The sequence below is a fragment of the Flexivirga sp. YIM B11880 genome (assembly GCF_058148645.1).
This window is the reverse complement of the sequence record NZ_JBMAMH010000001.1, coordinates 281,384-302,566: the sequence shown is the minus strand read 5'-3', so window position 1 is coordinate 302,566 and position 21,183 is coordinate 281,384. Positions and strand designations below refer to the sequence as shown.

The 21,183-nt window shown below is 67.5% G+C and carries 25 protein-coding genes and 2 tRNA genes; 15 read left to right on the top strand and 12 right to left on the bottom strand.

All coding sequences use genetic code 11. The annotated features are described in order from the left end of the window. Nucleotides 1-3 precede the first annotated feature (3 nt). Complete coding sequence (locus ACN8HC_RS01475; RefSeq protein ID WP_490073090.1) at nucleotides 4-747, top strand: amino acid ABC transporter ATP-binding protein; 744 nt, start codon at nucleotides 4-6, stop codon at nucleotides 745-747. Nucleotides 748-761: 14 nt separating this feature from the next. Here the strand turns inward: ACN8HC_RS01475 and ACN8HC_RS01470 are convergent, their stop codons facing one another. Next, nucleotides 762-3,056 carry a (Fe-S)-binding protein gene (locus tag ACN8HC_RS01470; protein WP_490073089.1) on the bottom strand — a complete coding sequence of 765 codons (2,295 nt, stop codon included), beginning with the start codon at nucleotides 3,054-3,056 and terminating at the stop codon, nucleotides 762-764. Nucleotides 3,057-3,234: 178 nt separating this feature from the next. Here ACN8HC_RS01470 and cysK point away from each other — a divergent pair, with 178 nt between their 5' ends. The 4 genes from cysK (at nucleotide 3,235) to ACN8HC_RS01450 (ending at nucleotide 6,143) form a co-directional block, all read left to right on the top strand. After that, nucleotides 3,235-4,167 (top strand): cysteine synthase A, encoded by a 933-nt coding sequence (gene cysK, locus ACN8HC_RS01465; RefSeq protein WP_490073088.1) that lies wholly within the window; start codon nucleotides 3,235-3,237, stop codon nucleotides 4,165-4,167. 4 nt (nucleotides 4,168-4,171) lie between these two features. Further along, the gene (epsC, locus tag ACN8HC_RS01460; RefSeq protein ID WP_490073087.1) at nucleotides 4,172-4,807 is read left to right on the top strand and encodes a serine O-acetyltransferase EpsC; all 636 of its coding nucleotides are present in this window, start codon (nucleotides 4,172-4,174) and stop codon (nucleotides 4,805-4,807) included. Between the two features lie 22 nt (nucleotides 4,808-4,829). After that, nucleotides 4,830-5,588, top strand: coding sequence for an SDR family oxidoreductase (locus ACN8HC_RS01455; protein ID WP_490073086.1), 759 nt, complete (start codon nucleotides 4,830-4,832; stop codon nucleotides 5,586-5,588). A 111-nt stretch (nucleotides 5,589-5,699) separates the two neighbouring features. After that, nucleotides 5,700-6,143 carry an SPW repeat protein gene (locus ACN8HC_RS01450; RefSeq protein ID WP_490073085.1) on the top strand — a complete coding sequence of 148 codons (444 nt, stop codon included), beginning with the start codon at nucleotides 5,700-5,702 and terminating at the stop codon, nucleotides 6,141-6,143. Nucleotides 6,144-6,217: 74 nt separating this feature from the next. Here the strand turns inward: ACN8HC_RS01450 and ACN8HC_RS01445 are convergent, their stop codons facing one another. Then, entirely contained in the window at nucleotides 6,218-6,496 is a 279-nt protein-coding gene (locus tag ACN8HC_RS01445; protein WP_123269553.1) for an HU family DNA-binding protein, read from the bottom strand. A gap of 201 nt (nucleotides 6,497-6,697) precedes the next feature. Beyond that, a complete protein-coding gene (locus ACN8HC_RS01440; protein WP_490073084.1) occupies nucleotides 6,698-7,072 on the bottom strand; it encodes a hypothetical protein in 375 nt (124 codons plus the stop codon). A gap of 210 nt (nucleotides 7,073-7,282) precedes the next feature. On the opposite strand from ACN8HC_RS01440, the gene ACN8HC_RS01435 reads away from it, so the two are divergent. After that, nucleotides 7,283-7,369 (top strand) — tRNA-Ser (locus ACN8HC_RS01435). A gap of 94 nt (nucleotides 7,370-7,463) precedes the next feature. On the opposite strand, the gene ACN8HC_RS01430 is transcribed toward ACN8HC_RS01435, so the two are convergent. Next, on the bottom strand, nucleotides 7,464-8,387 hold the full coding sequence (locus ACN8HC_RS01430) for a glutaminase (protein ID WP_490073083.1): 924 nt from the start codon (nucleotides 8,385-8,387) through the stop codon (nucleotides 7,464-7,466). A 375-nt stretch (nucleotides 8,388-8,762) separates the two neighbouring features. Here ACN8HC_RS01430 and ACN8HC_RS01425 point away from each other — a divergent pair, with 375 nt between their 5' ends. The 5 genes from ACN8HC_RS01425 (at nucleotide 8,763) to ACN8HC_RS01405 (ending at nucleotide 13,138) form a co-directional block, all read left to right on the top strand. Continuing rightward, nucleotides 8,763-9,464, top strand: coding sequence for an ABC transporter substrate-binding protein (locus tag ACN8HC_RS01425; RefSeq protein ID WP_490073082.1), 702 nt, complete (start codon nucleotides 8,763-8,765; stop codon nucleotides 9,462-9,464). Nucleotides 9,465-9,468: 4 nt separating this feature from the next. Further along, a complete protein-coding gene (locus ACN8HC_RS01420; RefSeq protein ID WP_490073081.1) occupies nucleotides 9,469-10,380 on the top strand; it encodes an amino acid ABC transporter permease in 912 nt (303 codons plus the stop codon). Beyond that, a complete protein-coding gene (locus ACN8HC_RS01415) occupies nucleotides 10,377-11,150 on the top strand; it encodes an amino acid ABC transporter ATP-binding protein (RefSeq protein WP_490073080.1) in 774 nt (257 codons plus the stop codon). Before ACN8HC_RS01420 ends, ACN8HC_RS01415 begins: the two co-directional genes overlap by 4 nt. Nucleotides 11,151-11,200: 50 nt before the next feature. Then, on the top strand, nucleotides 11,201-12,340 hold the full coding sequence (locus tag ACN8HC_RS01410) for an alpha-hydroxy acid oxidase (RefSeq protein ID WP_490073079.1): 1,140 nt from the start codon (nucleotides 11,201-11,203) through the stop codon (nucleotides 12,338-12,340). Nucleotides 12,341-12,415: 75 nt separating this feature from the next. Further along, complete coding sequence (locus tag ACN8HC_RS01405; protein WP_490073078.1) at nucleotides 12,416-13,138, top strand: GntR family transcriptional regulator; 723 nt, start codon at nucleotides 12,416-12,418, stop codon at nucleotides 13,136-13,138. Here the strand turns inward: ACN8HC_RS01405 and ACN8HC_RS01400 are convergent. The 6 genes from ACN8HC_RS01400 to ACN8HC_RS01375 all read right to left on the bottom strand — a co-directional run bounded on the left by ACN8HC_RS01400 (nucleotide 13,131) and on the right by ACN8HC_RS01375 (nucleotide 16,285). After that, on the bottom strand, nucleotides 13,131-13,526 hold the full coding sequence (locus ACN8HC_RS01400) for a (deoxy)nucleoside triphosphate pyrophosphohydrolase (protein WP_490073077.1): 396 nt from the start codon (nucleotides 13,524-13,526) through the stop codon (nucleotides 13,131-13,133). The two genes, ACN8HC_RS01405 and ACN8HC_RS01400, sit on opposite strands and share 8 nt — an antisense overlap. 74 nt (nucleotides 13,527-13,600) lie before the next feature. Further along, nucleotides 13,601-13,673: transfer RNA gene (locus tag ACN8HC_RS01395), tRNA-Arg, on the bottom strand. Nucleotides 13,674-13,748: 75 nt separating this feature from the next. After that, on the bottom strand, nucleotides 13,749-14,618 hold the full coding sequence (locus ACN8HC_RS01390; protein ID WP_490073076.1) for an SMP-30/gluconolactonase/LRE family protein: 870 nt from the start codon (nucleotides 14,616-14,618) through the stop codon (nucleotides 13,749-13,751). 14 nt (nucleotides 14,619-14,632) lie between these two features. Continuing rightward, the gene (gene def, locus ACN8HC_RS01385; RefSeq protein ID WP_490073075.1) at nucleotides 14,633-15,208 is read right to left on the bottom strand and encodes a peptide deformylase; all 576 of its coding nucleotides are present in this window, start codon (nucleotides 15,206-15,208) and stop codon (nucleotides 14,633-14,635) included. Between the two features lie 82 nt (nucleotides 15,209-15,290). Next, nucleotides 15,291-16,100 (bottom strand): PH domain-containing protein, encoded by an 810-nt coding sequence (locus ACN8HC_RS01380; RefSeq protein WP_490073074.1) that lies wholly within the window; start codon nucleotides 16,098-16,100, stop codon nucleotides 15,291-15,293. A gap of 11 nt (nucleotides 16,101-16,111) precedes the next feature. Next, nucleotides 16,112-16,285 carry a hypothetical protein gene (locus ACN8HC_RS01375; RefSeq protein WP_490073073.1) on the bottom strand — a complete coding sequence of 58 codons (174 nt, stop codon included), beginning with the start codon at nucleotides 16,283-16,285 and terminating at the stop codon, nucleotides 16,112-16,114. Between the two features lie 222 nt (nucleotides 16,286-16,507). Between ACN8HC_RS01375 and ACN8HC_RS01370 the strand changes: the two genes are divergently transcribed. The 3 genes from ACN8HC_RS01370 (at nucleotide 16,508) to ACN8HC_RS01360 (ending at nucleotide 19,362) form a co-directional block, all read left to right on the top strand. Next, entirely contained in the window at nucleotides 16,508-17,485 is a 978-nt protein-coding gene (locus ACN8HC_RS01370) for a small ribosomal subunit Rsm22 family protein (protein ID WP_490073072.1), read from the top strand. A gap of 72 nt (nucleotides 17,486-17,557) precedes the next feature. After that, nucleotides 17,558-18,115: an ArsR/SmtB family transcription factor gene (locus tag ACN8HC_RS01365; protein ID WP_490073071.1), complete on the top strand. Its 558-nt coding sequence runs from the start codon at nucleotides 17,558-17,560 to the stop codon at nucleotides 18,113-18,115. Then, a complete protein-coding gene (locus tag ACN8HC_RS01360) occupies nucleotides 18,112-19,362 on the top strand; it encodes an MFS transporter (protein ID WP_490073070.1) in 1,251 nt (416 codons plus the stop codon). The genes ACN8HC_RS01365 and ACN8HC_RS01360 overlap by 4 nt, the downstream gene beginning before the upstream one ends. Here the strand turns inward: ACN8HC_RS01360 and upp are convergent. Next, the gene (gene upp / locus ACN8HC_RS01355; protein ID WP_490073069.1) at nucleotides 19,347-19,985 is read right to left on the bottom strand and encodes a uracil phosphoribosyltransferase; all 639 of its coding nucleotides are present in this window, start codon (nucleotides 19,983-19,985) and stop codon (nucleotides 19,347-19,349) included. The two genes, ACN8HC_RS01360 and upp, sit on opposite strands and share 16 nt — an antisense overlap. Before the next feature lie 16 nt (nucleotides 19,986-20,001). On the opposite strand from upp, the gene ACN8HC_RS01350 reads away from it, so the two are divergent. Beyond that, complete coding sequence (locus ACN8HC_RS01350) at nucleotides 20,002-20,487, top strand: nucleoside deaminase (protein ID WP_490073068.1); 486 nt, start codon at nucleotides 20,002-20,004, stop codon at nucleotides 20,485-20,487. A gap of 16 nt (nucleotides 20,488-20,503) precedes the next feature. Here ACN8HC_RS01350 and ACN8HC_RS01345 read toward each other — a convergent pair whose 3' ends face one another. After that, nucleotides 20,504-21,175, bottom strand: a complete 672-nt coding sequence (locus tag ACN8HC_RS01345; RefSeq protein ID WP_490073067.1) for a class I SAM-dependent DNA methyltransferase — start codon at nucleotides 21,173-21,175, stop codon at nucleotides 20,504-20,506. Between the last annotated feature and the right edge of the window lie 8 nt (nucleotides 21,176-21,183).

Sequence of the window (21,183 nt, the reverse complement as noted above, 5' to 3'; positions counted from 1 at the left end):
GCAATGGCGTTCCTGGAGATCAACGACGTCCACAAGTCGTACGGCCACAACGAAGTCCTCAAGGGCGTCTCGATCAGTGTCGAGCGGCACGAGGTGATCTGCCTGATCGGTGCGTCGGGATCGGGCAAGTCGACTCTGCTGCGCTGCGTCAACCAGCTCGAACAGATCAACAGCGGTGAGATCACCATCGACGGCGACACCGTCACGGGCGCCGGCGTCGACCTGAACCGGCTGCGCCGTGACGTCGGCATCGTCTTCCAGAGTTACAACCTGTTTCCGCACATGTCGGTGCTGAAGAACGTCATGCTCGCGCCCACGATGGTGGCCGGCGTGAACAGCAAAGTGGCTCGGCAGAAGGCCATGACGCTGCTGGAGTCGGTCGGTATGGCGGAGAAGGCGAGCGCCTACCCCGACATGCTGTCCGGCGGCCAGCAGCAGCGGGTGGCGATCGTGCGCGCGCTCGCCATGGAGCCGCGCATCATGCTGCTGGACGAGATCACCGCGGCGCTCGACCCCGAACTCGTCGGCGACGTCCTGGAGATCGTGCGCGAGCTCGCCGAGGAGGGCCTGACCATGTTGCTCGCGACGCACGAGATGGGCTTCGCCAAAGAAGTCGCGAGCAAAGTGTGCTTCCTGGAGCAGGGCTCGATCCTGGAGATGGGTCCACCGCAGCAGATTTTCGAGAACCCGCGCGAGGAACGCACCCAGCAGTTCCTCAGCCGAGTCGTGAAGTCCGGCCGCCTGTAGACACGCCGGCCCTGCTACTCAGCCGCCGCGGTCTGTGCGGGCTCCTGGTCCTTGCCGCGGCGGACGGCGGCGAGCAGCATGTTGGCGACGTCGACGACCTCGACGTCGTCGCGCGCGTTGCCGTCGGACTGCTCGGCGGTGAGGCCGTCGGTGAGCATGACGCGGCAGAAGGGGCAGCCGATCGCGATGCGGTCGGCGCCGGTGGCGACGGCCTCCTTGGTGCGATTGAGGTTGATGCGGGTGCCGAGCTTCTCTTCCATCCACATGCGCGCGCCGCCGGCGCCGCAGCAGAAGGACTTCTCCCCGGAGCGTTCCATCTCGCGGTATTCGACGCCGGGTAGTGCGCCGAGCAGTTCCCGCGGCGGTGCGTAGACGCCGTTGTGCCGGCCGAGGTAGCACGGGTCGTGGTAGGTCACGGACGGGCCGGTCGACGCAGCGCTGGAGGTGATCGCGGCCTGCTCGGGTCGGGCGACCGGCACCAGGCGCTTGTCGCGGACCAGCTTGTTGAGCAGCTGCGTGTGGTGCAGCACCTCGTAATTGCCACCCACTTGGGGGTATTCGTTCTTCAACGTGTTGAAGCAGTGCGCACACGTCACCACGATCTTGGTGGCGCCGGCCTCGTTGAGGGTCTCGACGTTCTGCGCCGCGAGCGCCTGGAAGAGCATCTCGTTGCCGGCCCGCCGCGCCGGGTCGCCGGTGCACGCCTCGCCGTCACCGAGCACGGCGAACGAAACGCCTGCAGTGTCCAGCAGTTCCGCGACCGCCCGGGTCGTCTTCTTCGCCCGGTCCTCGTACGCGCCGGCGCAGCCCACCCAGAACAGGTAGTCGACGTCCGACAAGGACTCCACGCCGCTACTTGGATCGCCGAAGACCTTGACGTCGAAGGGCAGGCCCTTGGCCCAGTCCAGGCGAGCACGGGCCGCCATACCCCAGGGGTTCTGTTTGCCTTCCAGGTTCTTGAACAGGCCGCCCAGCTCCGAGGGGAACGCCGACTCGATCAGCGTCTGGTAGCGGCGCATGTCGACGATGTGATCGACGTGCTCGATGTCCACCGGGCACTGCTCGACGCACGCCCCGCAGGTGGTGCACGACCACAGCACGTCGGAGTCGATGATCGCGTCGGCCTCGCCAAGCGGGTTGTATGCCGCCAGCGGCGCGACCTGGTCATACCCGGTGGCCCCGACCAACGGGATCGCCGTGATCGGGTTGTCCGGCGTGGCCGGCCCGGTGCCCGCGGCCGCCTCCGCCGCCGTCAGGTATGGCGCCTTCGCGTGCGCGTGCTCCCGCAGGGTCATGATCAGCAGCTTGGGCGAGAGCGGCTTGTCGGTGTTCCACGCCGGGCACTGCGACTGGCAGCGGCCGCACTCGGTGCAGGTGGAGAAGTCCAGCAGCCCCTTCCAGGTGAACTCCTCCACCTTGCCGACACCGAACGTGGCGTCCTCGTCCAGCTCCTCCAGTGACTCCAGCGTGACCGGCTCGCCGTCGACCGACATCGGCTGCAGCGCGCCCAGCGAGGTCGCGCCGTCGGCGTGCCGCTTGAAGAAGATGTTGAAGAACGCCAGAAAGCGGTGCCACGCCACGCCCATGGTGATGTTGCGTGCCAGCACGATCAGCCAGGTCATCGCGGTGATGATCTTGATCGTGGAGATCACCACGATCAGCGCCTTGACGTCGGTCAGCGACAGGTGGTGCAGCCACCCGCCGTACCAGGCGGTCAGCGGGAAGTGCAGCAGGTTCGCCGCGCCCTCGCCCTCGTAGGTGCCGAGCGCGTATTCCAGTCCGCGCAGCGACAGCACGCAGATGATCTCGATGAGGATGACCAGTTCGACAAAGTAGGCCTGCCAGAACGTCGAGCCGAAGAACCGTGACCGGCGCCCGTCCAGGCCCGGCGAGCGAGCCGGGTGCTTGTCCCGGCGGTTCCAGATCAGCCAGCAGATGCCGACCAGGCCCGTCCAGCCCAACACCTCCACGACCCAGTCGAAGACTACGAAATCGCCGATGATCGGCAGTGTGAACGTGGGATCCCACACCTGGAAGTACGACGCCAGCACCGCCAACGACAGGATGATGAACGACAGCATCGTCACCCAGTGCGCGAGCGCCACGACCGGCAGCCGCGACATCCGCGTGTGGCCGAAGATCTCCCGCAGCATCGTCGCCACCCGGCGCCCCTTGTGGTCACCCCGATCCTCCGGCCGGCCGAGGGTGAACGTCCGGACGATGTCCCGGACGGCCGGGATCGCGAGCGCGATGCCGATGGCGGTGATGCCGAGAGTGATCACCACGGCGACGATCTGCAGGGCTGACATGGGCGCAAGTCTAACGATGACTACCCCTCGGTAACTTCCCGTGTCCGCCGGCCGACCCGGGGGCCGATTGCGCGACTTGATAACGACCTGTTGGAATATGCATAACCGGTCTCGGAGTTGGACCGTGAAGGGCCGGGTGATCGCACCCGGTGCAACCGTGCAGAGGAAAGGCAACGACGTGCCCATTTTCGACGACGTCACGCAGGCGATCGGCAACACACCGCTCGTGCGCATCAACCGCATCATCGACGCCGCCGAAGGGACGACAGTCGCCGCGAAGCTGGAGTTCAACAACCCGGGCGGTTCGGTGAAGGACCGCATCGGCGCTTCGATCATCAAGGCCGCCGAAGACGCGGGCGAGCTGAAGCCGGGCGGCACGATCGTCGAGGCGACCAGCGGCAACACCGGCATCGCCCTCGCGATGGTGGGCGCCGCCAAGGGTTACAACGTCGTCCTCGCGATGCCGGAGAGCGCCAGCAAGGAGCGCCGGGCACTGCTGCGCGCGTTCGGCGCCGAGCTGGTGCTCACCGACCCGGCCGGCGGCATGAAGGGTGCCGTGGAGAAGGCCGAGGAGATCGCCAAGGACCGCGGGGGAGTCCTCGCCCGGCAGTTCGCCAACGAGGCCAACGCGCGCGTGCACCGCGAGACCACCGCCGAAGAGGTATGGCGGGACACCGACGGCCAGGTCGACATCCTCGTCTCGGGCATCGGCACGGGCGGGACGATCACCGGTGTCGGCCAGGTGCTGAAGGAGCGCAAGCCCGAGGTCAAGGTCATCGCAGTGGAGCCGGCCGAGTCGCCGATCCTCAACGGGGGCAAGCCCGGACCGCACAAGATCCAGGGCCTCGGCGCCAACTTCGTGCCGGAGATCCTGGACACGAAGGTCTACGACGAGGTCATCGACATCGACTTCGAGCAGGCCCTGGAGTGGGCCCGCAGGGCGGCCACCCAGGAGGGCCTGCTCGTCGGCATCTCCTCGGGGGCGGCGCTCGCTGCTGCTGCGCAGGTCGCCGCTCGCCCGGAGTCGGCCGGCAAGACCATCGTCGTGGTCATCCCGAGCTTCGGTGAGCGTTACCTGTCGACGGCGCTCTTCGAGGGTCTGGTCGACTGACGTCATGGCACACAGCACCCTCTTCGTGACTGGCCAGCGGCGCAAACCGGTGACCCAGTCGGTGCGTGCTGCGGTCCGGTCGATCCGCGAGGACCTGGACGCAGCACTCGAGCGTGACCCGGCGACGACGTCGCGCCTGGAGATGGCACTGGCGTCGCCGGGCCTGCACGCGATCTGGGTGCACCGCTTCACCCACCGCATGTGGCGGCGTGGTGGCCGGTGGCGGCTGCCGGCGCGGCTGGTCGCGCAGGCAGCACGCACTGCGACGGGTGTCGAGATCCATCCCGGTGCCACGATCGGGCGGCGCTTCTTCATCGATCACGGCATGGGTGTGGTGATCGGCGAGACCGCCGAGGTCGGCGACGACGTGATGCTCTACCACGGCGTCACCCTCGGCGGCCGGTCGCTCGACCGCGTCAAACGGCATCCCACCGTCGGTAACAAGGTCACCATCGGTGCCGGGGCGCGTGTGCTCGGGCCGGTGACCATCGGGGACGAGGCGCAGGTCGGTGCGAACGCTGTGGTCGTGGGCGACGTCCCCGCCTGCAGCGTCGCGGTGGGCGTTCCGGCGACGGTGCGCTCCTCGCGCCCCGTCGCGGCGCAGCCCGACCCCTACGCCGACCCCGCGTTGTTCATCTGACCCGTCGCTCTACGCTCGGTTCATGACTGAGCGGGACATCCGACAGGTCGCCGTCGTGACGGGCGCGGGCAGCGGCATCGGACGGGCGGTCGCCGTCGGCCTCGCACGCGCCGGTTTCGCCGTCGCACTGGCCGGCCGGCGCCCGGACGCGCTCGCCGAGACGGCATCGCTGCTCGGCGCCGACTCCGGTATGGCGATCCCGACCGACGTCACCGAAGAAGCAGCAGTGGCAACGCTTTTCGAGCGGACGGTGGACCGCTTCGGCAGGGTCGACGTGCTGTTCAACAACGCCGGTGTCTCGTCTTTCGCTGCGCCGTTCGATGACATCGCCCTCGACACCTGGCGCACCGTGGTGGACGTCAACCTGACCGGGATGTTCCTCTGCGCGCGAGAAGCGTTCCGCCACATGCGATCTCAGCAACCCGCCGGCGGCACGATCATCAACAACGGGTCGATCTCAGCGCACGTGCCGCGGCCGCACGCCGCGCCATACACGGTCACCAAGCACGCGATCACCGGGCTGACCAAGCAGATCGCGCTGGACGGGCGGCCGCATCGGGTGCGGTGCGGTCAGATCGACATCGGCAATGCCGCCTCGGCGATGACCGCCCGGATGGCGACCGGCATGCTCCAGGCCGACGGGTCGGTGCGTCCCGAGCCGACCATGCACGTGGAGTCGGTGGTCCGGGCAGTCGTGCTCATGGCGACGATGCCGGACGACGCGGCGATCTTCGACCTGACGATCGCGGCCCCCGACATGCCGTTCGTCGGCCGCGGCTGACCGACCCTGGGTGCGACCCCGGTGTCGCGGCGGCCCACTGCGCCGGCGTCATTTCGCCCGGTTGGGCGCACAATGGAGAGGTAAAACTATCCCCCACACAGGAGGTGGGTCATGGCAACGCAACACAGTTTCAACACGTCGATGGCACACCACCCGGACATCGTGGCCCTGCGGGACCGCTACGACCGGGCGGCGGGGACTCCACGTGCTCAGGTGGCCGAGGGCCTGATGGTCCTCGCCGGTGGGTACGCAGCGATCTCACCATGGGTCATCGGCTTCAGCAGCAGCACGCGGCCGTTGGCGATCAACGACCTGATCGTCGGCGTGGCGATCATGGTGATGACGCTGGTTTGTGCGGATTCTGGAGGCCGCATGTACGGCATGACCTTCGTCGCGCCCGTGATGGGCGCGTGGCTCATCGTCGCCAACTGGGTCATGAACGGCATCAACCCCTCCACCGGCACGATGATCAGCAACATCGTCGCCGGTGCCTGCGTCCTGGTGCTCGGTGCCGGCGTCCTGGGCATGACCTCGACGAGGTTTAGCGAGACCTGATCGGTCCGGTGCCGTCATACATCGAGGGGCTCGGCAACCGGTCGGTCGCCGAGCCCCTCGCTGGATGACTCGGGTCACTCGCCCTTGGCGGCGGCCTTCAGCTTGGAGCCCACGGTGACCTTGGCGGCCTTGGACGCCGGGATCTGGATCTCCTCGCGGGTGCGGGGGTTGCGGCCGGTGCGGGCCGCGCGGTCGACGCGCTCGATGGTGAGCAGGCCAGGCAGCTGGACCTTCTCGCCGCGGCCGATCGCCTCGAGGATGACGTCGTTGAGGCCGCCGATGACGGCGTTGGCGTCCTTGACGCTCACACCGGTGCGCTGGGCGATGGTGCTGGCAAGGTCAGTGCGGTTCATGAATGGGTCCTGTTCCTTGTCTCGGGGACCGGTGCAAACACCGATCCGTCGATCGTGGCGGTGGCCGCCGTGTTGCCGGCGGTCCTGGGCCACCCTATGCCGACGACGCGCGATATTCCGCGCCATTGCAAGGGTGTGACCCGCGCTCCACGGTAGACGCACACTGCGACAAGGTCCACGACACCCCGCCGTCGGCGCGTTTCAGCGCGTCGCGTCGATCGGGTGAGGAGTCGTGCTCGGTGTGTCGGCCGATGTCATCCTGGACGCGCTCGAATCCTCGATGGCACCGGGCACGACCGGACCCGGCCGTCGGCCGACCGCAGCCTGAAATCCTGCAGTGGCAGCGCTTTTCGCTGCCTGCCCCATGCCTTTGATGGCGGCCTGGCCGGCTGCCGCGGCGACCTCGGGGCCCCGCTGCTTGACCTGCTCGGTGGTCTTGTGGCGCTGCTCGACCACTGCCGGGTGGTTCCAAGCGCGCCCGCTGAGCTGCTTGATCTGCTCGTAACGACCCCGGCCCGCACGGGCGCCGAGCACGTAACCGGCCGCGATCCCGACAACGAAGGTCAGCTTGCTCATGAGGACTCCCTCCCGCGTCGGGAGGCGTCATTCACCCTGTGCTCGTTCCGCCGCTCGCTCATGACTCGCGGTTCCTTTCGTCGCGTGTGTCCGACCCTACCTGCCTTTGTATGGCGCTCGCGGGGCCCTCGACGGCGGGGAGATCCTCCGGTGTGCACGCGGCACCCTTAGGATGGTGCGCGCTCGTGCGGCGCTGTCGTCGTCGGGCAAGGAGGGCTCGCATAGTGGCCTAGTGCGGCGGTCTTGAAAACCGCTATGGGTTTACGCCCATCGTGGGTTCGAATCCCACGCCCTCCGCTCGTCGGAACACCACTCCGGTCCAGTAGAAGGTGCGCTCCAGCGCACGTTCTACTGGACCTGACTCGGTTCTGGCCCTGGTGACGGGCCAAGTTCAGAAGACCGACCAGTCGGTGAGCGTGGTGAAGCGGTCGAGTGCGGCGACGCCGGCGACCGAGTTGCCGCGCCGATCGAGGCCTGGACCCCAGACCGCTGCCGAGCAGCGGCCGGGCACGACGGCGAGGATGCCGCCGCCGACGCCACTCTTGCCCGGAAGTCCCACGCGGTAGGCGAATTCGCCGGCAGCGTCATACGTTCCGCAGGTGAGCATGACGGCATTGATGCGCTTGGTGTGCCCGGGCGAGAGCATCCGCGAGCCGTCGCGGCGGGTGCCGTGCCGCGCGAGGAAGAGTCCGGCGAGGGCCAGGTCACGGCAGCTGATCGCGATCGCGCACTGCCGGACGTATTGATCGACGACCTGCCGGACGTCGCCGCGGATGTTGCCGTATGACGCGAGGAAGTGCGCCAGGGCGAGGTTCCGATCGGCATGTGCGGCCTCCGATGCGGCGACCTCGGCGTCGCAGTCGATCGCCGGATTGCCGGCCTCGGTGCGCAGAAAATCCAGCACCGCGTCGGCCGCGTCGCCCACCACGGCCGCCAGATGGTCGGTCACTACCAGCGCGCCCGCGTTGATGAACGGGTTGCGCGGGATGCCGTTCTCGTACTCCAGCTGTACCAGCGAGTTGAAGGCGTTGCCGGACGGCTCGCGCCCCACGCGGGTCCAGATGCTGCTGCCCTCGTTCTTCGCAAGCGCGAGGGCGAGTGTGAACAGCTTCGAGATGCTCTGCAGCGAAAAGGGTTTCGCCCAATCGCCGGCGCCGTGCACAGAGCCGTCGGGCAACGCGACCGCGATGCCGAACTGGTCCGGGTCGACCTGCGCAAGGGCCGGGATGTAGTCGGCCACCGCTCCGGTGCCGATCTGCGGCTCGATCTCGCGGGTGATCTGTGCGAGCAGTTTGTCCAGGTCCACATCGCGCATCCTGGCAGACGCCGCAGGCCCGATCGACAAACTCCTACTCCTCGGTCTATTGACCATGCATCAGGCATCATGCATGATCCAACGGCAGGGGGTCTTGCGTCGCGGTCGGCCGGCAGGTCGGCCGCGCAACCCAACCGAGGAGATGTCGTGAAAGCTCGCTACCTGGCCGGACCACTTGGCGTTGCTGCACTCGCCCTGGCGATGACAGCCTGTTCCGACCCGAGCACCGCAAACAGCACCGAGGCGGGAAGCACCACCGGTTCGCACACACCTGGTGCCTCAACCAGCTCCGCCCTGCCCCCGGTCGCCGTTGACAAAAAGGCTCGCGCAGCGCTCCCGGCATCGATCCGGGACAAGGGCACGATCGTGGCTGTGATGAGTGAAAGCTCCGCTCCGCTTCACTACGTCGACACCACGACCAACCAGGTGACGGGGCTCGACCCGGATCTGGCCCGCGCGCTCGGGCAAGCACTGGGCCTCAAGGTGAAGGTGGTCGGTACCAGCTTCGATGCCATCATCCCCGGACTCCAGGCGGGTAAGTACGACATCGCGGTATCGCAGATGAGTCCGTCGAAGGATCGCCTGCAGGTGCTCGACTTCGTCGACTACTTCAAGTCCGGGAGCGGCATCGGGGTGGCCAAGGGCAACCCGAAGAAGGTCACGAGCGCGCTCTGCGGCTTCAAGGTGGGTGACCTGAAGGGCTCCTATCAGAACACCACTCACGTCCCCGACATGGACAAGAAGTGCGTCGGAGCTGGGAAGCCGAAGATCCAGGAACTCACCTATCCCGACATGCAGGCGCCGCTTCTCGCGCTGGCAGCGGGTCGCATCGACGCGGTGTATGTCGATGGCGGAGTGCTCGGCTATGCCATCAAGCAAGGTGCGCAGGTCCAAGCCCTCGGTTATACCGACGTGTCGCCCGTCAGCATCGGCTACAAGAAGGGCGGCGGGCTGCACAAAGCGATCCAGAGTGGTCTGAAGGCCCTCACGGAGCAGGGTGTCTACCGTTCGGTGCTCGCCAAATGGGGCCAGTCGGACGGGGCGATCACGGACTTCGCCTTCGACAAGGCGCAGTGAGCCGATGACCGATCACGCGCTGACCGTCGAGAAGGTGCCGCCCCGCCGGCACCCGGACCACGACATCCTGATGCGCAAGCCCCAGCAGCGTGTCGTCGGCGACTGGATCATCAATGCCGCGATCACCTTGCTCGGCGTGGCGATCGTGGTGTTGGTCGCGACCAACGACAGGTTCGGTTGGAACATCGCCTTCGAGTGGTTGTTCTCGCACCGGCTGATCACGGGACTGTTGCGGACGTTCGAACTGACCGCGATTTCCATGGCGATCGGCATCGTGCTCGGCATCGCCCTGGCGCTGGCGAGGACCGCGTCCAATCGCATGCTGAACGGCGCGGCCAGCGTGTTCGTGTGGTTCTTCCGCGGTGTGCCGGTCTTCGTGCAGTTGCTGTTCTGGGGCTTTGTCGCCGCGTTGTATCCACACATCGGGCCGTGGAGTGCCAATCAGCTCATCAGCCCGTTCACCGCCGCCATTCTCGGGCTCGGGCTGAACGAATCGGCATACATGTCGGAGATCGTGCGAGCCGGATTGCTGAGCGTTCCCACCGGCCAGGCCGAGGCGGCTCGGTCACTGGGTCTGCGACGATTCGCGACCTTCCGACGTGTCATTCTTCCGCAGGCGATGCGGTTCATCGTGCCGCCGACCGGCAACCAGACGATCTCGATGCTGAAGACCACGTCATTGGTCAGCGTCCTCGCGTTCCCCGAGTTGCTCTACTCGGCTCAGGTCGTCTACAGCCAGAACTACCAGACGATTCCGCTCCTCATCGCGGCGAGCACGTGGTATCTCATCGTGACGAGCGTCCTGAGTCTCGGGCAGCTGTTGATCGAGCGGCACTACGGACGCGGCGACCGCCGCGCGTCGACAAGCAGGCCCGGGCTGATGGCCGGCATCGCACGGCGGAGGAGGCGTTCATGACCTCAGCAGAGCTCGTGGTGCAGGCGTGCCAGGTGCACAAGTCCTTCGGCTCCGCCGACGTTCTCAAGGGTGTCGACCTCTCGGTGCCCCGCGGCGGTGTCACCGGCATCATCGGCCCCTCGGGGTCCGGCAAGACGACCTTCCTGCGGTGCATGAACCGGCTGGAGGCGATCGACGGCGGCTACATACTCATCAACGGCGAGCCGATGGGCGTGACGGTGCACAACGGGCGGCCGGTCGAGGCGACCGATGCCCAGCTGGCGAAGGCGCGGGAGAACGTCGGGATGGTGTTCCAGTCGTTCAACCTGTTTCCGCACATGAGCGTGCTCGAGAACATCATCCTGGCGCCGGTGCGGGTGAAGAAGCAGCGCCGTGCGGATGCGGTCGAGCACGCTCGGGAACTGCTGGACTGGGTCGGGCTCGGGGACCGCGCCGACTCCTATCCGAACCAGTTGTCCGGTGGACAGCAGCAGCGCATCGCGATCGCTCGCGCGTTGGCCATGCGGCCCAGTCTGATGCTCTTCGACGAACCGACCTCGGCTCTGGACCCAGAACTCGTGGGAGACGTGCTCGACGTCATGCGCAAGCTGGCCGATGACGGCATGACGATGGTCGTGGTCACCCACGAGATCGGGTTCGTCCGCGAAGTCGCCGACGATCTCGTGTTCATGGATGGCGGCGTCATCGTGGAGCACGGTGCCCCGCGCGAAGTCATCGGCAATCCGCAGCACGACCGGACACGCAAGTTCCTGCGGCGGGTCCTGGAATGACCGTCCGCGTTCCGCAACCCGACAGCGACATACAGAAGAGAAGGAAAGCCTTGAACGCCAAGTGGATTGTCAGCATCGACGACTACCGCCGAGTGGCAAAACGCAAGCTGCCGAAGATGATTTATGACTACCTGGAGGGGGGCGCGCTCGACGAGTCGACGGTGCGTGCCAACCGGGCGAGCCTTGACGGGTTGCTGCTCCGACAGCGCAACTTCGTGGATCTGACCGAGCTCGAGACGCGCACCACGCTGCTCGGCAGCGATGTGCAGTTGCCCCTGCTCGTGTCGCCGATGGGGATGCTGACGATCTTCCACCCCGGGTCCGACGTGGCCGTCGCCCGTGCCGCGGCCACCGCGGGAAGCATCTTCGTGCACAGTGCGTGGGCTGGTTGTTCCATTGAAGAGGTCGTCGAGAGCACGTCGGCGACGGTGTGGGCGCAGGTCGGCATCTGGAAGGACGCCCAGGAAGTCTCCGCGTATCTGGATCGGCTGAAGGCCCTGGGTATTGAAACCCTTGTCGTCGCAGGGGATGTCAGCTCGTCGAGCAAACGTGAGCGTGACCTGCACCACGGTCTGTCGATGCCGCCGCGGCCGCCGGTGGTGGACTACCTGCGCACGGCCACGAGACCGCAGTGGGTGTGGGGTTGGCGGACCGGCCGTCCGATGACCTACGGCAACTACAGCGTCGAAGGCCGGCCGATGAAGATGTCGGAGATGAACAAGTGGATGGCCGACAACAAGAACAAGGCGGTCACCTGGTCGGACATCGGGGACATCCGGCGGCGTTGGTCTGGAAAGGTCGTCGTCAAGGGGATCATGAACGGTGCGGACGCCAAAAGGGCCGTGGCCGAAGGCGTCGACGCAGTCTTCGTGTCCAACCATGGTGGTCGCCAGTTCGACGCGCAGCCCGCGACGATCGATGTGCTGCCGGAGGTGGTTGACGCGGTGGACGGCAAGGCACAGGTCTTCCTCGACGGGGGCGTCCGACGCGGGCACGACATCGTGAAGGCCGTGGCCCTCGGCGCGGACGGCGTCCTGGCCGGCCGTCCATTCGCCTACGCATTGGCGGCTCGTGGCCAGGCCGGTGTCGAACACGCCTTTTCGATCTTCGCCGAGGAGCTGGCGGGAGCCATGGGGTTCGTCGGTACGACGCGGGTCTCGCAGATCGACCGATCGGTGCTGCGCAAGTAGCCGGACGATTGGGTCATCCCGTGTCACGATGTGTGGCGGCCAGTCTCCGGTCGGAGCCTTCAGGAAGTGACGACCATGACCGATGAACGAAACGGAGCCCGCGTCCGGCTCAAGGGACGGCAGGTGCTGACGGATCAGGTGTTCGAGGCGATTCTCGCGCAGCTGTTGGACAACGAGGTGCCGCCCGGCTCCAGCCTGACCATCGATCGCCTGGCCCGTGACTTCGGCGTGTCCATCACTCCGGTGCGCGAAGCACTCGCTCGGTTGGAGACAACCGGAATGGTGCGCCGAGAGGCGCTGCGCGGTTACACGGTCGCGCCGGCTCCGAGCCCCGCGGAGGTGCGCGACCTGTTGGAGGCACGCCGCATGTTGGAGCCGGAACTCGCGGCACGTGCGGTCCTGCGCGGAGCGCCGTCCCTGGTTGCCGATCTGGAGCGGATCAGCGACGACCTGGACCGGGCACAGGCGGGCGGCGACGCCTTTGCGGACTGGCGGCCGTACTGGACCGCGGACGAGGCATTCCACCGGAGGATCGCCGAAGCCGTGGGCAACGACGCCATGCTTCGTATGTACCTCTCCACCGAGGGTTACACCCAGCGGTTCCGGCTCATGGTGCACAACCAGATGAGTGGCGAACACACCGTCGCAGAGCACCGGGAGATCGTCGAGGCCGCCCGGAAAGGCTCGTCGCGGGACGCTCGCGACGCGATGCTGCGACACATCGAGGGCATCACCAGGCGGGCACTCGAGCTTCCGATGTTTTCGGGACCGGACGGGTCGGGCGACGACGTCACCTGAGCATCAACTGCAGGCGCTCGACGGCCGGTATGTCGGCCGGCGCCCACTCGACGCTGTGCAGCTCGGCGACCGGGATCCAACGCAGGGCGGCGTGCTCGTGTGCTCGCGGTTCGCCGTACTCCAACGTGGCGAAGAACGTGGTCAACCGGATCATGCCGAATTCGTAGCGGTGTGTGGTGGTTTCGACGCGATCGCCGACGGCGATGTCGCAGTCGAGCTCCTCGCGCAGCTCACGCACGAGCGCCCGCTGGGGTGACTCGCCGGGCTCGATCTTGCCGCCGGGGAACTCCCAGTGGCCGGCCAGCGCCATACCGGGCCCACGCTGTGCGGCGAGGACTGCGCGGTCGCGTACCAGCACCGCCCCGACGACATCGATCAGCTGGGTCATCGGCGGTCCCTCCATGAGAAAGCCCTGGCGAGCGTCTCCGCTGCCAGGGCTGTGCACTGTCTCAACACAGTGAGTGCACCCGTAGGGATTCGAACCCCAAACCTTCTGATCCGTAGTCAGATGCTCTATCCGTTGAGCTACGGGTGCGTGCTGCCCGGTGTCCCGTGCAACGTCGAGACACTCTACCCGAGGACCCGGGGAGTGGTGAAATCGCGGTAGGCGTCAGGCGCCGAAGGGCAGCACAGGCATGCCGCCGACACCCGGGTCGACAGCGAAAACGGCGCCGGCGAGCGGTTGTTCGCCCTTCGGCACGTTCTCCCGAGTGGTGGTGATGTAGAGCGTCTGCAGCGCATCGCCGCCGAAGGTGCACGCTGTGACGTTGGTGACGCCGGGCACCTCGACCACCTGGCTGAGCTTGCGGTCGAGGTAGCGATGGACGGCCGAGCCGCCATACAGCGCCACCCAGACGCCGCCTTCCTGGTCGACCCAGAGGCCGTCCGGCTTGCCCTGCACGTCGTCCGGCAGTTCGACCCATGGACGGCGTTCGGTGAGACCGGTTTCCGGCGCCCAGTCGAACGCCCAGATGGTGCGCGTCGGGGTGTCGTTGAAGTATGTCGTGGTGCCGTCCGGGGACCAGCCGATGCCGTTGGCGATGGTGAGGTCGTGCAGGACGGGTGAGGCCATTCCCTCGGTGGTGAGCAGGTAGAGCGAGCCGCCGCCCTGGTGCTGGTCGTAGGCCATCGTGCCGCAGTAGAAGTTGCCCATCGGGTCGCAGCCGCCGTCGTTGAACCGCACCGACGGGTCGTCCCAGATCGGTTGCATCACTTGCAGATCCGACAGGTCGTTCTTGGTCGCGAGCGCGAACTCGCGCTCCAGGGCGATCAACGCACCGCCCGCCCCGCGGGGCCGCATCGCGGCCGCGACCTTGCCCACGTGGATGCGCTGCACGTCCTCGCCGCGGGCGATCAGCACGTCGCCGGCCATCATGTCGACATACCGCAACTCACCGGGGCCTTCGAGGGACCACTCGGGCCACCAGACCGGCCCTTCGGCGTGGAAGGCGTGGGGCTTGGCGATCGGTTCGGCGCGCATGGGGCCAGCCTATTTCACACCTTTTCGGCTTCCTGGGTCTGCGGGTCCCACTTGGTGATGTGCCTGGCCTCCCAGCCGCGGGCCTTCATCGCGTGCCGGGCCTTGCTGCGGTATGTCGGGGTGAGCCGCTCGACATACAGCTTGCCGTCGAGGTGATCGGTCTCGTGCTGCAGGCAGCGCGCCAGCGTTCCACCGGTGGCCTCGACGACGACCTCGTTGCCGTCCAGGTCCGTGCCGGTGACCTTTGCCCAGTGCGCCCGCGCGGTCGGGAACCACTCACCCGGCACGGACAGGCAGCCCTCCGCGCCGTCCTCCGGCGAGGGGTCGCCCGGTGGCACGGTGCCCTTCTCCAGCACCGGGTTGATGACGACGCCCCGTTGTTCGACCTCGGACTCGTCGGCGCAGTCGTAGACGAAGATCCGCAACCGGACGCCGACCTGGTTCGCCGCGAGACCGGCGCCGTGCGCCGCGTCGAGAGTGTCGAACATGTCCTGCACCAGCGTGCGGACCTCAGGGGTGATCTCCTTGACCTTCTTGGTCGGCTGGTGCAACGCCTTGTGCCCGATGACGGTAATCGGACGGACTGCCATGAACCTCAACTCCTGTCGCAGGCGACGTGACGCACTCGACCACGAAGGTTATCCGGCGACGCCCGCGGCGCGGCGGGGTGCGTCAGTCGTCGTGCAGGTCGCGAGGCTTCCGGTGTGGCGGCGGCTCGGCCGGTCGGGACCAGCCGACGTCGTTCTCGTGCCCGAATGCCGGAGGCTGCTCGCCGTTGGCACGCCGCAGGATTCGCTCCCGTAAGCCGCTGCGGCGGGGGCGTTCGGGGCGCGGGAGGTAGGAGCCGATCGGCCGGATCGGCACGTCGGTCGGGTCGTGCTGCTGGCCGCCTGCCGCACGTGCCGTGGCCAGCTGACGCGCGAGGTAGGGGTCGGTGTCGTCCGGATCAGCGTCCTCGAACACCTCGGTCGGCTCTTCGTCCTCGCCGAAGATCTCGCCGACGATGGCCAGGTAGGTCTCCTTGGCGTCCCGGATGAAGTCGATCTGCCGCAGCGCCTGCTGCTGACCGGCACTCTCCAGGATGAACTGTCCGTAGCCGAGGAACTGCCCGAGCAGGCTGCGGTTGAAAGACATGTCGGTCACCTTGGCCAGCGGCATCATCGCGACCCGCCGCTTGAGCACGCCATACGTCATCAGCAGGCGCTTGTCGGTGGCGACGAACCAGTCGAACCGCCACATGAGCAGCCGGACGGCGGCATACGCCAGCAGGATGAACCACAGTTTCCAGGCCAGGTCCGTGAGTACGCCGTACCTCGCGGGCGCGGAGAAGCCGGCGATCAGCGTGAGGAAGAAGCCGGTGACAGCCATCCCGACGGGTTGGGCGACGGCGACCCAATGCTGGCGTTGTGCGACGACGAGTGTCTCGTCATCGAGGAGGAACCGCGCCATCGCCGACTCGGCGGCTGGATCGACGTGATCCATGCGAGACTCGCCTAGCTGTTGAGGATCTTGTCGAAGAACGTGCCGATCTGGTGGATGCCGTTGGACAGGATCGACCAGATGTTGTGCACGATGCTCGCCGACTGATCGGGCGACTTGAAGATCGCGTAGGCGACGAAGGCGACGAGCAGCCAGATCACGACCTTGCGGACCTTGTCGAGCGCCATCATTCCTCCGGCTTGCGTGGTTGGCGCCGTGCAGTGGGCGCACGGGCCTGAGCTTCATTGTGACAGATGTGGCGGTTGGGACTCGACAACGAGGCTGACGTGGAGTGTCGTATGCCGCACACCGGCTCGCGACATGACGGCGCCCCGGTTGGTGCTGGCTACCATCGGTGCCGCGCCGTCGCGTGCGCGCCCGTTGCTCCGCCGGCCTCGAAGGACCCGCCCATGCCGCACGAAACCTCGCAGCGCTCGGTCGAGTTGCGGCTGCGCGAGGCCCTCGAGGACGTGGCGGCCGGTGTCCCGCGCGCGGCGCTCGCCGGCTCGGTGGAGTGGCTGATCGAGCGATACCGGGCGGGTGGAGCTGCGGCGACGCCGATCCTCTCCAGCGGTGTCGATGTCCTGGCCTACGCGCTCTACCGGATGCCCGCCACGCTCGCCGCCTGCCGCAACATGGTGCAGAACAGCGCCTTCCGGCTGCCGGAGATCTCGTCGGTGGTTGATATCGGTGGCGGGACCGGTGCAGCCGCGTGGGCAGCGATCGCGCAGTGGCCGGAGGTGCGGGTGACCGTGCTGGACCAGGTCCAGGAGGCGCTGGCGTTGGGGCGGCAGCTGCGCGCGGGCGAGGCCGGAGCGGTCGACTTCGCGTCCTGGCGGGCCGGTGCGGCGGTGCCCTCTGCCGATCTGGTGACGGTGTCCTACGTCCTGTCCGAGCTGACGGCCGACGCGCAACGGTCCCTCGTGGCGTCGGCCGCAGGGGCCGCACGCCGGGCGGTGGCGATCGTCGAGCCGGGTACGCCAAGCGGCTATCAGCGGATCCTCGCGGCCCGGGAGCTGCTCCTGGCGACGGGTTGGCGGGTGGTCGCGCCGTGTCCGCACCAGCTCACCTGTCCGCTGCGCGGCCGGGACTGGTGTCACTTCAGCGCTCGCGTCGAGCGGTCCGCACTGCACCGGCAGCTGAAAGGCGGTGAGCTCGGGCACGAGGACGAGAAATTCTCCTACGTCGTGGCAGTGCGGAACGACAGTGCAGTGCTTGATGATTCGTCGGCGCGGATTCTGCGGCATCCGGTGAAGCGCAAGGGACTGGTCGAGCTGCAACTGTGTCGTCCGGATGGCACCGCGAGCCGGGAAGTGGTGAGCAAGCGGCAGGGGGCGGCATACAAACAGGCGCGGGACGCGCGCTGGGGCGACGCCTGGCTTTCTTGATGCGGTCGGCGGCGATCGAGGTCCCAAATAAGTGTTTGACAGTGGGCGAAGCGAAGCGCCAAGCTCTCCAACATGTCTTTGGAGGATGAGGCGATCACCGAGCTGCGGGCGTCGGCGCACCCGGTCCGGCTCCGGATGCTGTCGCTGCTCACCGGTGCACCGCTCAGCGCCGCCGAGCTGGCCCGGGAGTTGGGTATCACCCAGGCGAACGCCAGCTATCACCTGCGGATGCTCGCCAAGGCGGGCCAGGTCGAGGTAGCCGCGACCGAATCCGTGCGGGGTGGTCAGGCGAAGAAGTATCGCTACCGCTACCCCCGCGAGCGAGTGAGCCCGAATGCCCCGCGACCTCCGGGTATGTCGGCGGCCGCGTGGCAGCAATACCTGCACGTCCTGCACCGCGAGCTGGTGCGCCGCTCCGAGCACCGGGTCGAGGGCCGGTCGCTGAGCATCGACGCAGAAGTCTGGCTGACGTCGGAAACCTGGCGTCGGGCAAGGGAACTGGTCCAGGAGGCGTCCCGGCTCGTGCACGACGAGGCGCTCGCACCGCACACCGCGGGGTCGGAGCACGTCAACTTCCAGGCGGAACTCTTCCGGATGCACGAAGAGCGCGACGTGGAGTCCGGCGAATGAGCGAGAGCAAGCTCGCGTCCGCGCTGCCGGTGCTGCACGAGAAGAACTTCCGGTGGTTCTTCCTGTCCCGGTCGATCAACACCGTCGGCGGCATGATGACGCCCGTCACGATCGCCTTCGCGGTGCTGAAGATCGACAACTCGGCGAGCGCACTCGGAGTCGTGCTGACGGCCGAGATGGGCGTCAACGTGCTGTGCCTGCTCTTCGGTGGTGTGATCGCCGACCGGTTGCCGCGGCGAGCGGTGATGCAGACGTGTTACCTGGTGATGGCGGCCGTGCAGGTGACGATGTGCGTCTCGTTGCTCAGCGGCTGGGCGACCGTGGCGACGATGACGGTGCTGGGTGCGATCGCGGGCGGCGTGTCGGCGTTCTCGATGCCCGCCCAGCAGGGGCTGATCCCGCAGCTGGTCTCCCGTAGCCACCTGCAGCAGGCCGATTCGCTGATGTCGTTCGTGCGCAACGGTGCGACGTTCGTCGGGCCGATCCTCGGCACGCTGCTGGTGGCGTCGATCGGGCCGGAGCTGGCGCTCGCCGTCGACGGACTCTCCTTCCTCGTGGCGGCCACGCTGCTCGCCCGGGTCGTGCTGCCGGCGGCAGCCCGGCAGGCCACCTCGACGCTGAGCCAACTGCGAGAGGGCTGGAGCGAGTTCGTATCCCGGACGTGGCTGTGGGTGATCGTGCTGGCCTTCGGGGTGCTCAACGCGATCCAGATGGGTGTCTGGGTGGTCGTCGGGCCGGTGGTCGCCAAGAACAATCCAGCGTTGGGCATCAGCGGCTGGGGCGTGGTGCTGGGGGCGGAGGCGGTCGGCATGCTGCTGACGTCGGTCGTGTTGCTGCGCGTGCACATCCACCGACTGCTGCTCGACGGTATGGCTGGCATCGCCCTGATATCGGTTCCGTTGCTGTTGCTGGGGATTCATCCGCACACCGTGTTGCTGGCTGCGGTCGCGCTGATCGGCGGCGCAGGCTCACAGGTGTTCAGCACGGCGTGGACGGTGGCGATGATGGAGCAGATCCCCGGCGCGGTGCTGTCGCGGGTGTCCAGCTACGACATGCTGGGGTCGTTCGTCGCCATACCGATCGGGACCATGACGTTCGGCTGGCTGGCCAGCCACGTCGACATACAGCCGCTCATCATCACCGCGGCGTGCTGTTATGCGGCGATCGCGCTCGCGACCCTGCTGGTGCCGTCCGTGCGGCAGCTGACCCGGCTGCCCGAGGAGTCGGCGCTTCAGACGACGCCGTAGAGCCGGTCTCCGGCGTCACCCAGCCCGGGCACGATGTAGCCGACATCGTTGAGCCGTTCGTCGATCGCGCCGGTGACCAGGGTGATCGGTATGGCGAGGTCGGACAGCTGTTCCTCCACCGCCGCGATGCCCTCCGGCGCGGACAGCAGCGTCACGGCGGTGATGTCATCGGCGCCGCGCTCGGCGAGGTAGCGGATGGCCATCGCCAGCGTGCCGCCGGTCGCGAGCATCGGGTCGAGCACGTAGCACTGCCGACCGGAGAGGTCGTCGGGCAGCCGGTTGGCGTAGGTGATCGCTTCGAGCGTCTCTTCGTTGCGCTGCATGCCGAGGAAGCCGACTTCAGCGCTCGGCAGCAGCCGCACCATGCCCTCGAGCATGCCGAGACCGGCCCGCAGGATGGGCACCACGAGCGGTTTGGGGGTGGAGAGCTTGATGCCGGTGGTCGGCGCGATCGGGGTCTCGATCTCGAACGGCTCGACCCGCACCTCGCGCGTCGCCTCGTAGGCCAGCAGTGTCACCAGCTCCTCCGCCAGCCGCCGGAAGGTCGGGCTGTCGGTGCGCTTGTCCCGCAGATAGGTCAGCTTGTGGGCGATGAGGGGGTGCTTGGCCAGCTCGACACGCATGCCGCAAACTCTAGTGGTGTCCGCGCCCGATCCCGCCTACGACGAGTGGATGAGCCTGGCGCTCGAGCAGGCCCGGCTTGCCAGCACGACGGACGACGTGCCGGTCGGTGCGGTGCTGCTCGACGCGGAAGGTGCACCGGTCGGCTTCGGGCCCAACCGGAGAGTCGCGGACGGTGACCCGCTGGCGCACGCGGAGATCGTCGCCATTCGTTCTGCCGCAACGCAGTTCGGCCACTATCGGCTGGACGGGTGCACGATGGTGGTCACCCTGGAGCCGTGTCTGATGTGTGCCGGCGCAATCATGCAGTCGCGCATCTCGCACCTCGTCTTCGGCGCCTGGGACCCCAAGGCGGGCGCGTGCGGCAGTGCCTGGAATGTCGTCGCGGACAACCCGAGCCCGCACCGGCTGGACGCCGTCGGCGGGGTCCGGCAGCAGGAGTGCGCGCAGCTGCTCGGCGAGTTCTTCCGAGCTCGCCGCAAGAACCTCAGCGCTTCCGGCTGACGGGAGGTCCGGCCGCTCAGTCGGGCACGGGCCGCTGCGCCAGGACGTAGGCGCGCTCGGTGGGGATCTCGACGCCGGGGTGCGGCAGCCGGGTGGTGACCGAGACGATGTCGAAGCCGGCCTCCGCGATCTCGTCGATCACCTGGTCCGGCTCCAGGAAGTGACCGTTGATGTCGACGCTGTGGCCGAACCACGTGTCGAGGTGCTGGACCTGGCCGGCGGAGAACTCCTCGCTGCGAATGTGGAAGGACACCAACGCGATGCCGCCGCTGCGCAGGGTCCGGAAGATCTGCGCGAAGGTGCGCTCGCGCTCGGTCTTGCTGAGGTTGATGATCGAGTAGAGCAGGACCGCGGCCGAGAGGCTCTGGTCCGGCTCGGTCAGATCCGTCATCGTCTCGACCTTGAACTCCAGGTCCGGGTTCTCGGCCCGCGCGATCTCGATCATCGCCGCTGAGATGTCGATGCCGATCGGTTTCGCCCCGAGGCTTGCGAGATAGCGGGTGACGTGCCCGGGTCCGCAGCCGACGTCGGCGATGCGGCTGTCGTGCGACATCTCCACCAGCGCCCGGAGGAGCGCGCGGTCCAGCGGCTTGCCGCTCAGTTCGTCGCGCAGGGTTTCGGCATACTCCGTGGCCACCGCGTCGTATGCCGCCGCGACCTGATGGTCGGAGGGGCGCTCGCTCGTCATACTCACAA

Coding starts and splice junctions, on each gene's coding strand:
- ACN8HC_RS01375 (WP_490073073.1), bottom strand. CDS start 16,285: ATGGCGCTCGACAAGGTCCGCAAGGTCGTGATCTGGCTGCTCGTCGCC.
- epsC (WP_490073087.1), top strand. CDS start 4,172: ATGGCACACAGCACCCTCTTCGTGACTGGCCAGCGGCGCAAACCGGTG.
- def (WP_490073075.1), bottom strand. CDS start 15,208: ATGGCAGTCCGTCCGATTACCGTCATCGGGCACAAGGCGTTGCACCAG.
- upp (WP_490073069.1), bottom strand. CDS start 19,985: ATGCGTGTCGAGCTGGCCAAGCACCCCCTCATCGCCCACAAGCTGACC.
- ACN8HC_RS01370 (WP_490073072.1), top strand. CDS start 16,508: ATGCCGCACGAAACCTCGCAGCGCTCGGTCGAGTTGCGGCTGCGCGAG.
- ACN8HC_RS01405 (WP_490073078.1), top strand. CDS start 12,416: ATGACCGATGAACGAAACGGAGCCCGCGTCCGGCTCAAGGGACGGCAG.
- ACN8HC_RS01400 (WP_490073077.1), bottom strand. CDS start 13,526: ATGACCCAGCTGATCGATGTCGTCGGGGCGGTGCTGGTACGCGACCGC.
- ACN8HC_RS01415 (WP_490073080.1), top strand. CDS start 10,377: ATGACCTCAGCAGAGCTCGTGGTGCAGGCGTGCCAGGTGCACAAGTCC.
- ACN8HC_RS01470 (WP_490073089.1), bottom strand. CDS start 3,056: ATGTCAGCCCTGCAGATCGTCGCCGTGGTGATCACTCTCGGCATCACC.
- ACN8HC_RS01430 (WP_490073083.1), bottom strand. CDS start 8,387: ATGCGCGATGTGGACCTGGACAAACTGCTCGCACAGATCACCCGCGAG.
- ACN8HC_RS01445 (WP_123269553.1), bottom strand. CDS start 6,496: ATGAACCGCACTGACCTTGCCAGCACCATCGCCCAGCGCACCGGTGTG.
- ACN8HC_RS01425 (WP_490073082.1), top strand. CDS start 8,763: ATGAGTGAAAGCTCCGCTCCGCTTCACTACGTCGACACCACGACCAAC.
- ACN8HC_RS01450 (WP_490073085.1), top strand. CDS start 5,700: ATGGCAACGCAACACAGTTTCAACACGTCGATGGCACACCACCCGGAC.
- ACN8HC_RS01420 (WP_490073081.1), top strand. CDS start 9,469: ATGACCGATCACGCGCTGACCGTCGAGAAGGTGCCGCCCCGCCGGCAC.
- ACN8HC_RS01365 (WP_490073071.1), top strand. CDS start 17,558: ATGTCTTTGGAGGATGAGGCGATCACCGAGCTGCGGGCGTCGGCGCAC.
- ACN8HC_RS01440 (WP_490073084.1), bottom strand. CDS start 7,072: ATGAGCAAGCTGACCTTCGTTGTCGGGATCGCGGCCGGTTACGTGCTC.
- ACN8HC_RS01475 (WP_490073090.1), top strand. CDS start 4: ATGGCGTTCCTGGAGATCAACGACGTCCACAAGTCGTACGGCCACAAC.
- ACN8HC_RS01455 (WP_490073086.1), top strand. CDS start 4,830: ATGACTGAGCGGGACATCCGACAGGTCGCCGTCGTGACGGGCGCGGGC.
- ACN8HC_RS01360 (WP_490073070.1), top strand. CDS start 18,112: ATGAGCGAGAGCAAGCTCGCGTCCGCGCTGCCGGTGCTGCACGAGAAG.
- ACN8HC_RS01390 (WP_490073076.1), bottom strand. CDS start 14,618: ATGCGCGCCGAACCGATCGCCAAGCCCCACGCCTTCCACGCCGAAGGG.
- ACN8HC_RS01345 (WP_490073067.1), bottom strand. CDS start 21,175: ATGACGAGCGAGCGCCCCTCCGACCATCAGGTCGCGGCGGCATACGAC.
- ACN8HC_RS01380 (WP_490073074.1), bottom strand. CDS start 16,100: ATGGATCACGTCGATCCAGCCGCCGAGTCGGCGATGGCGCGGTTCCTC.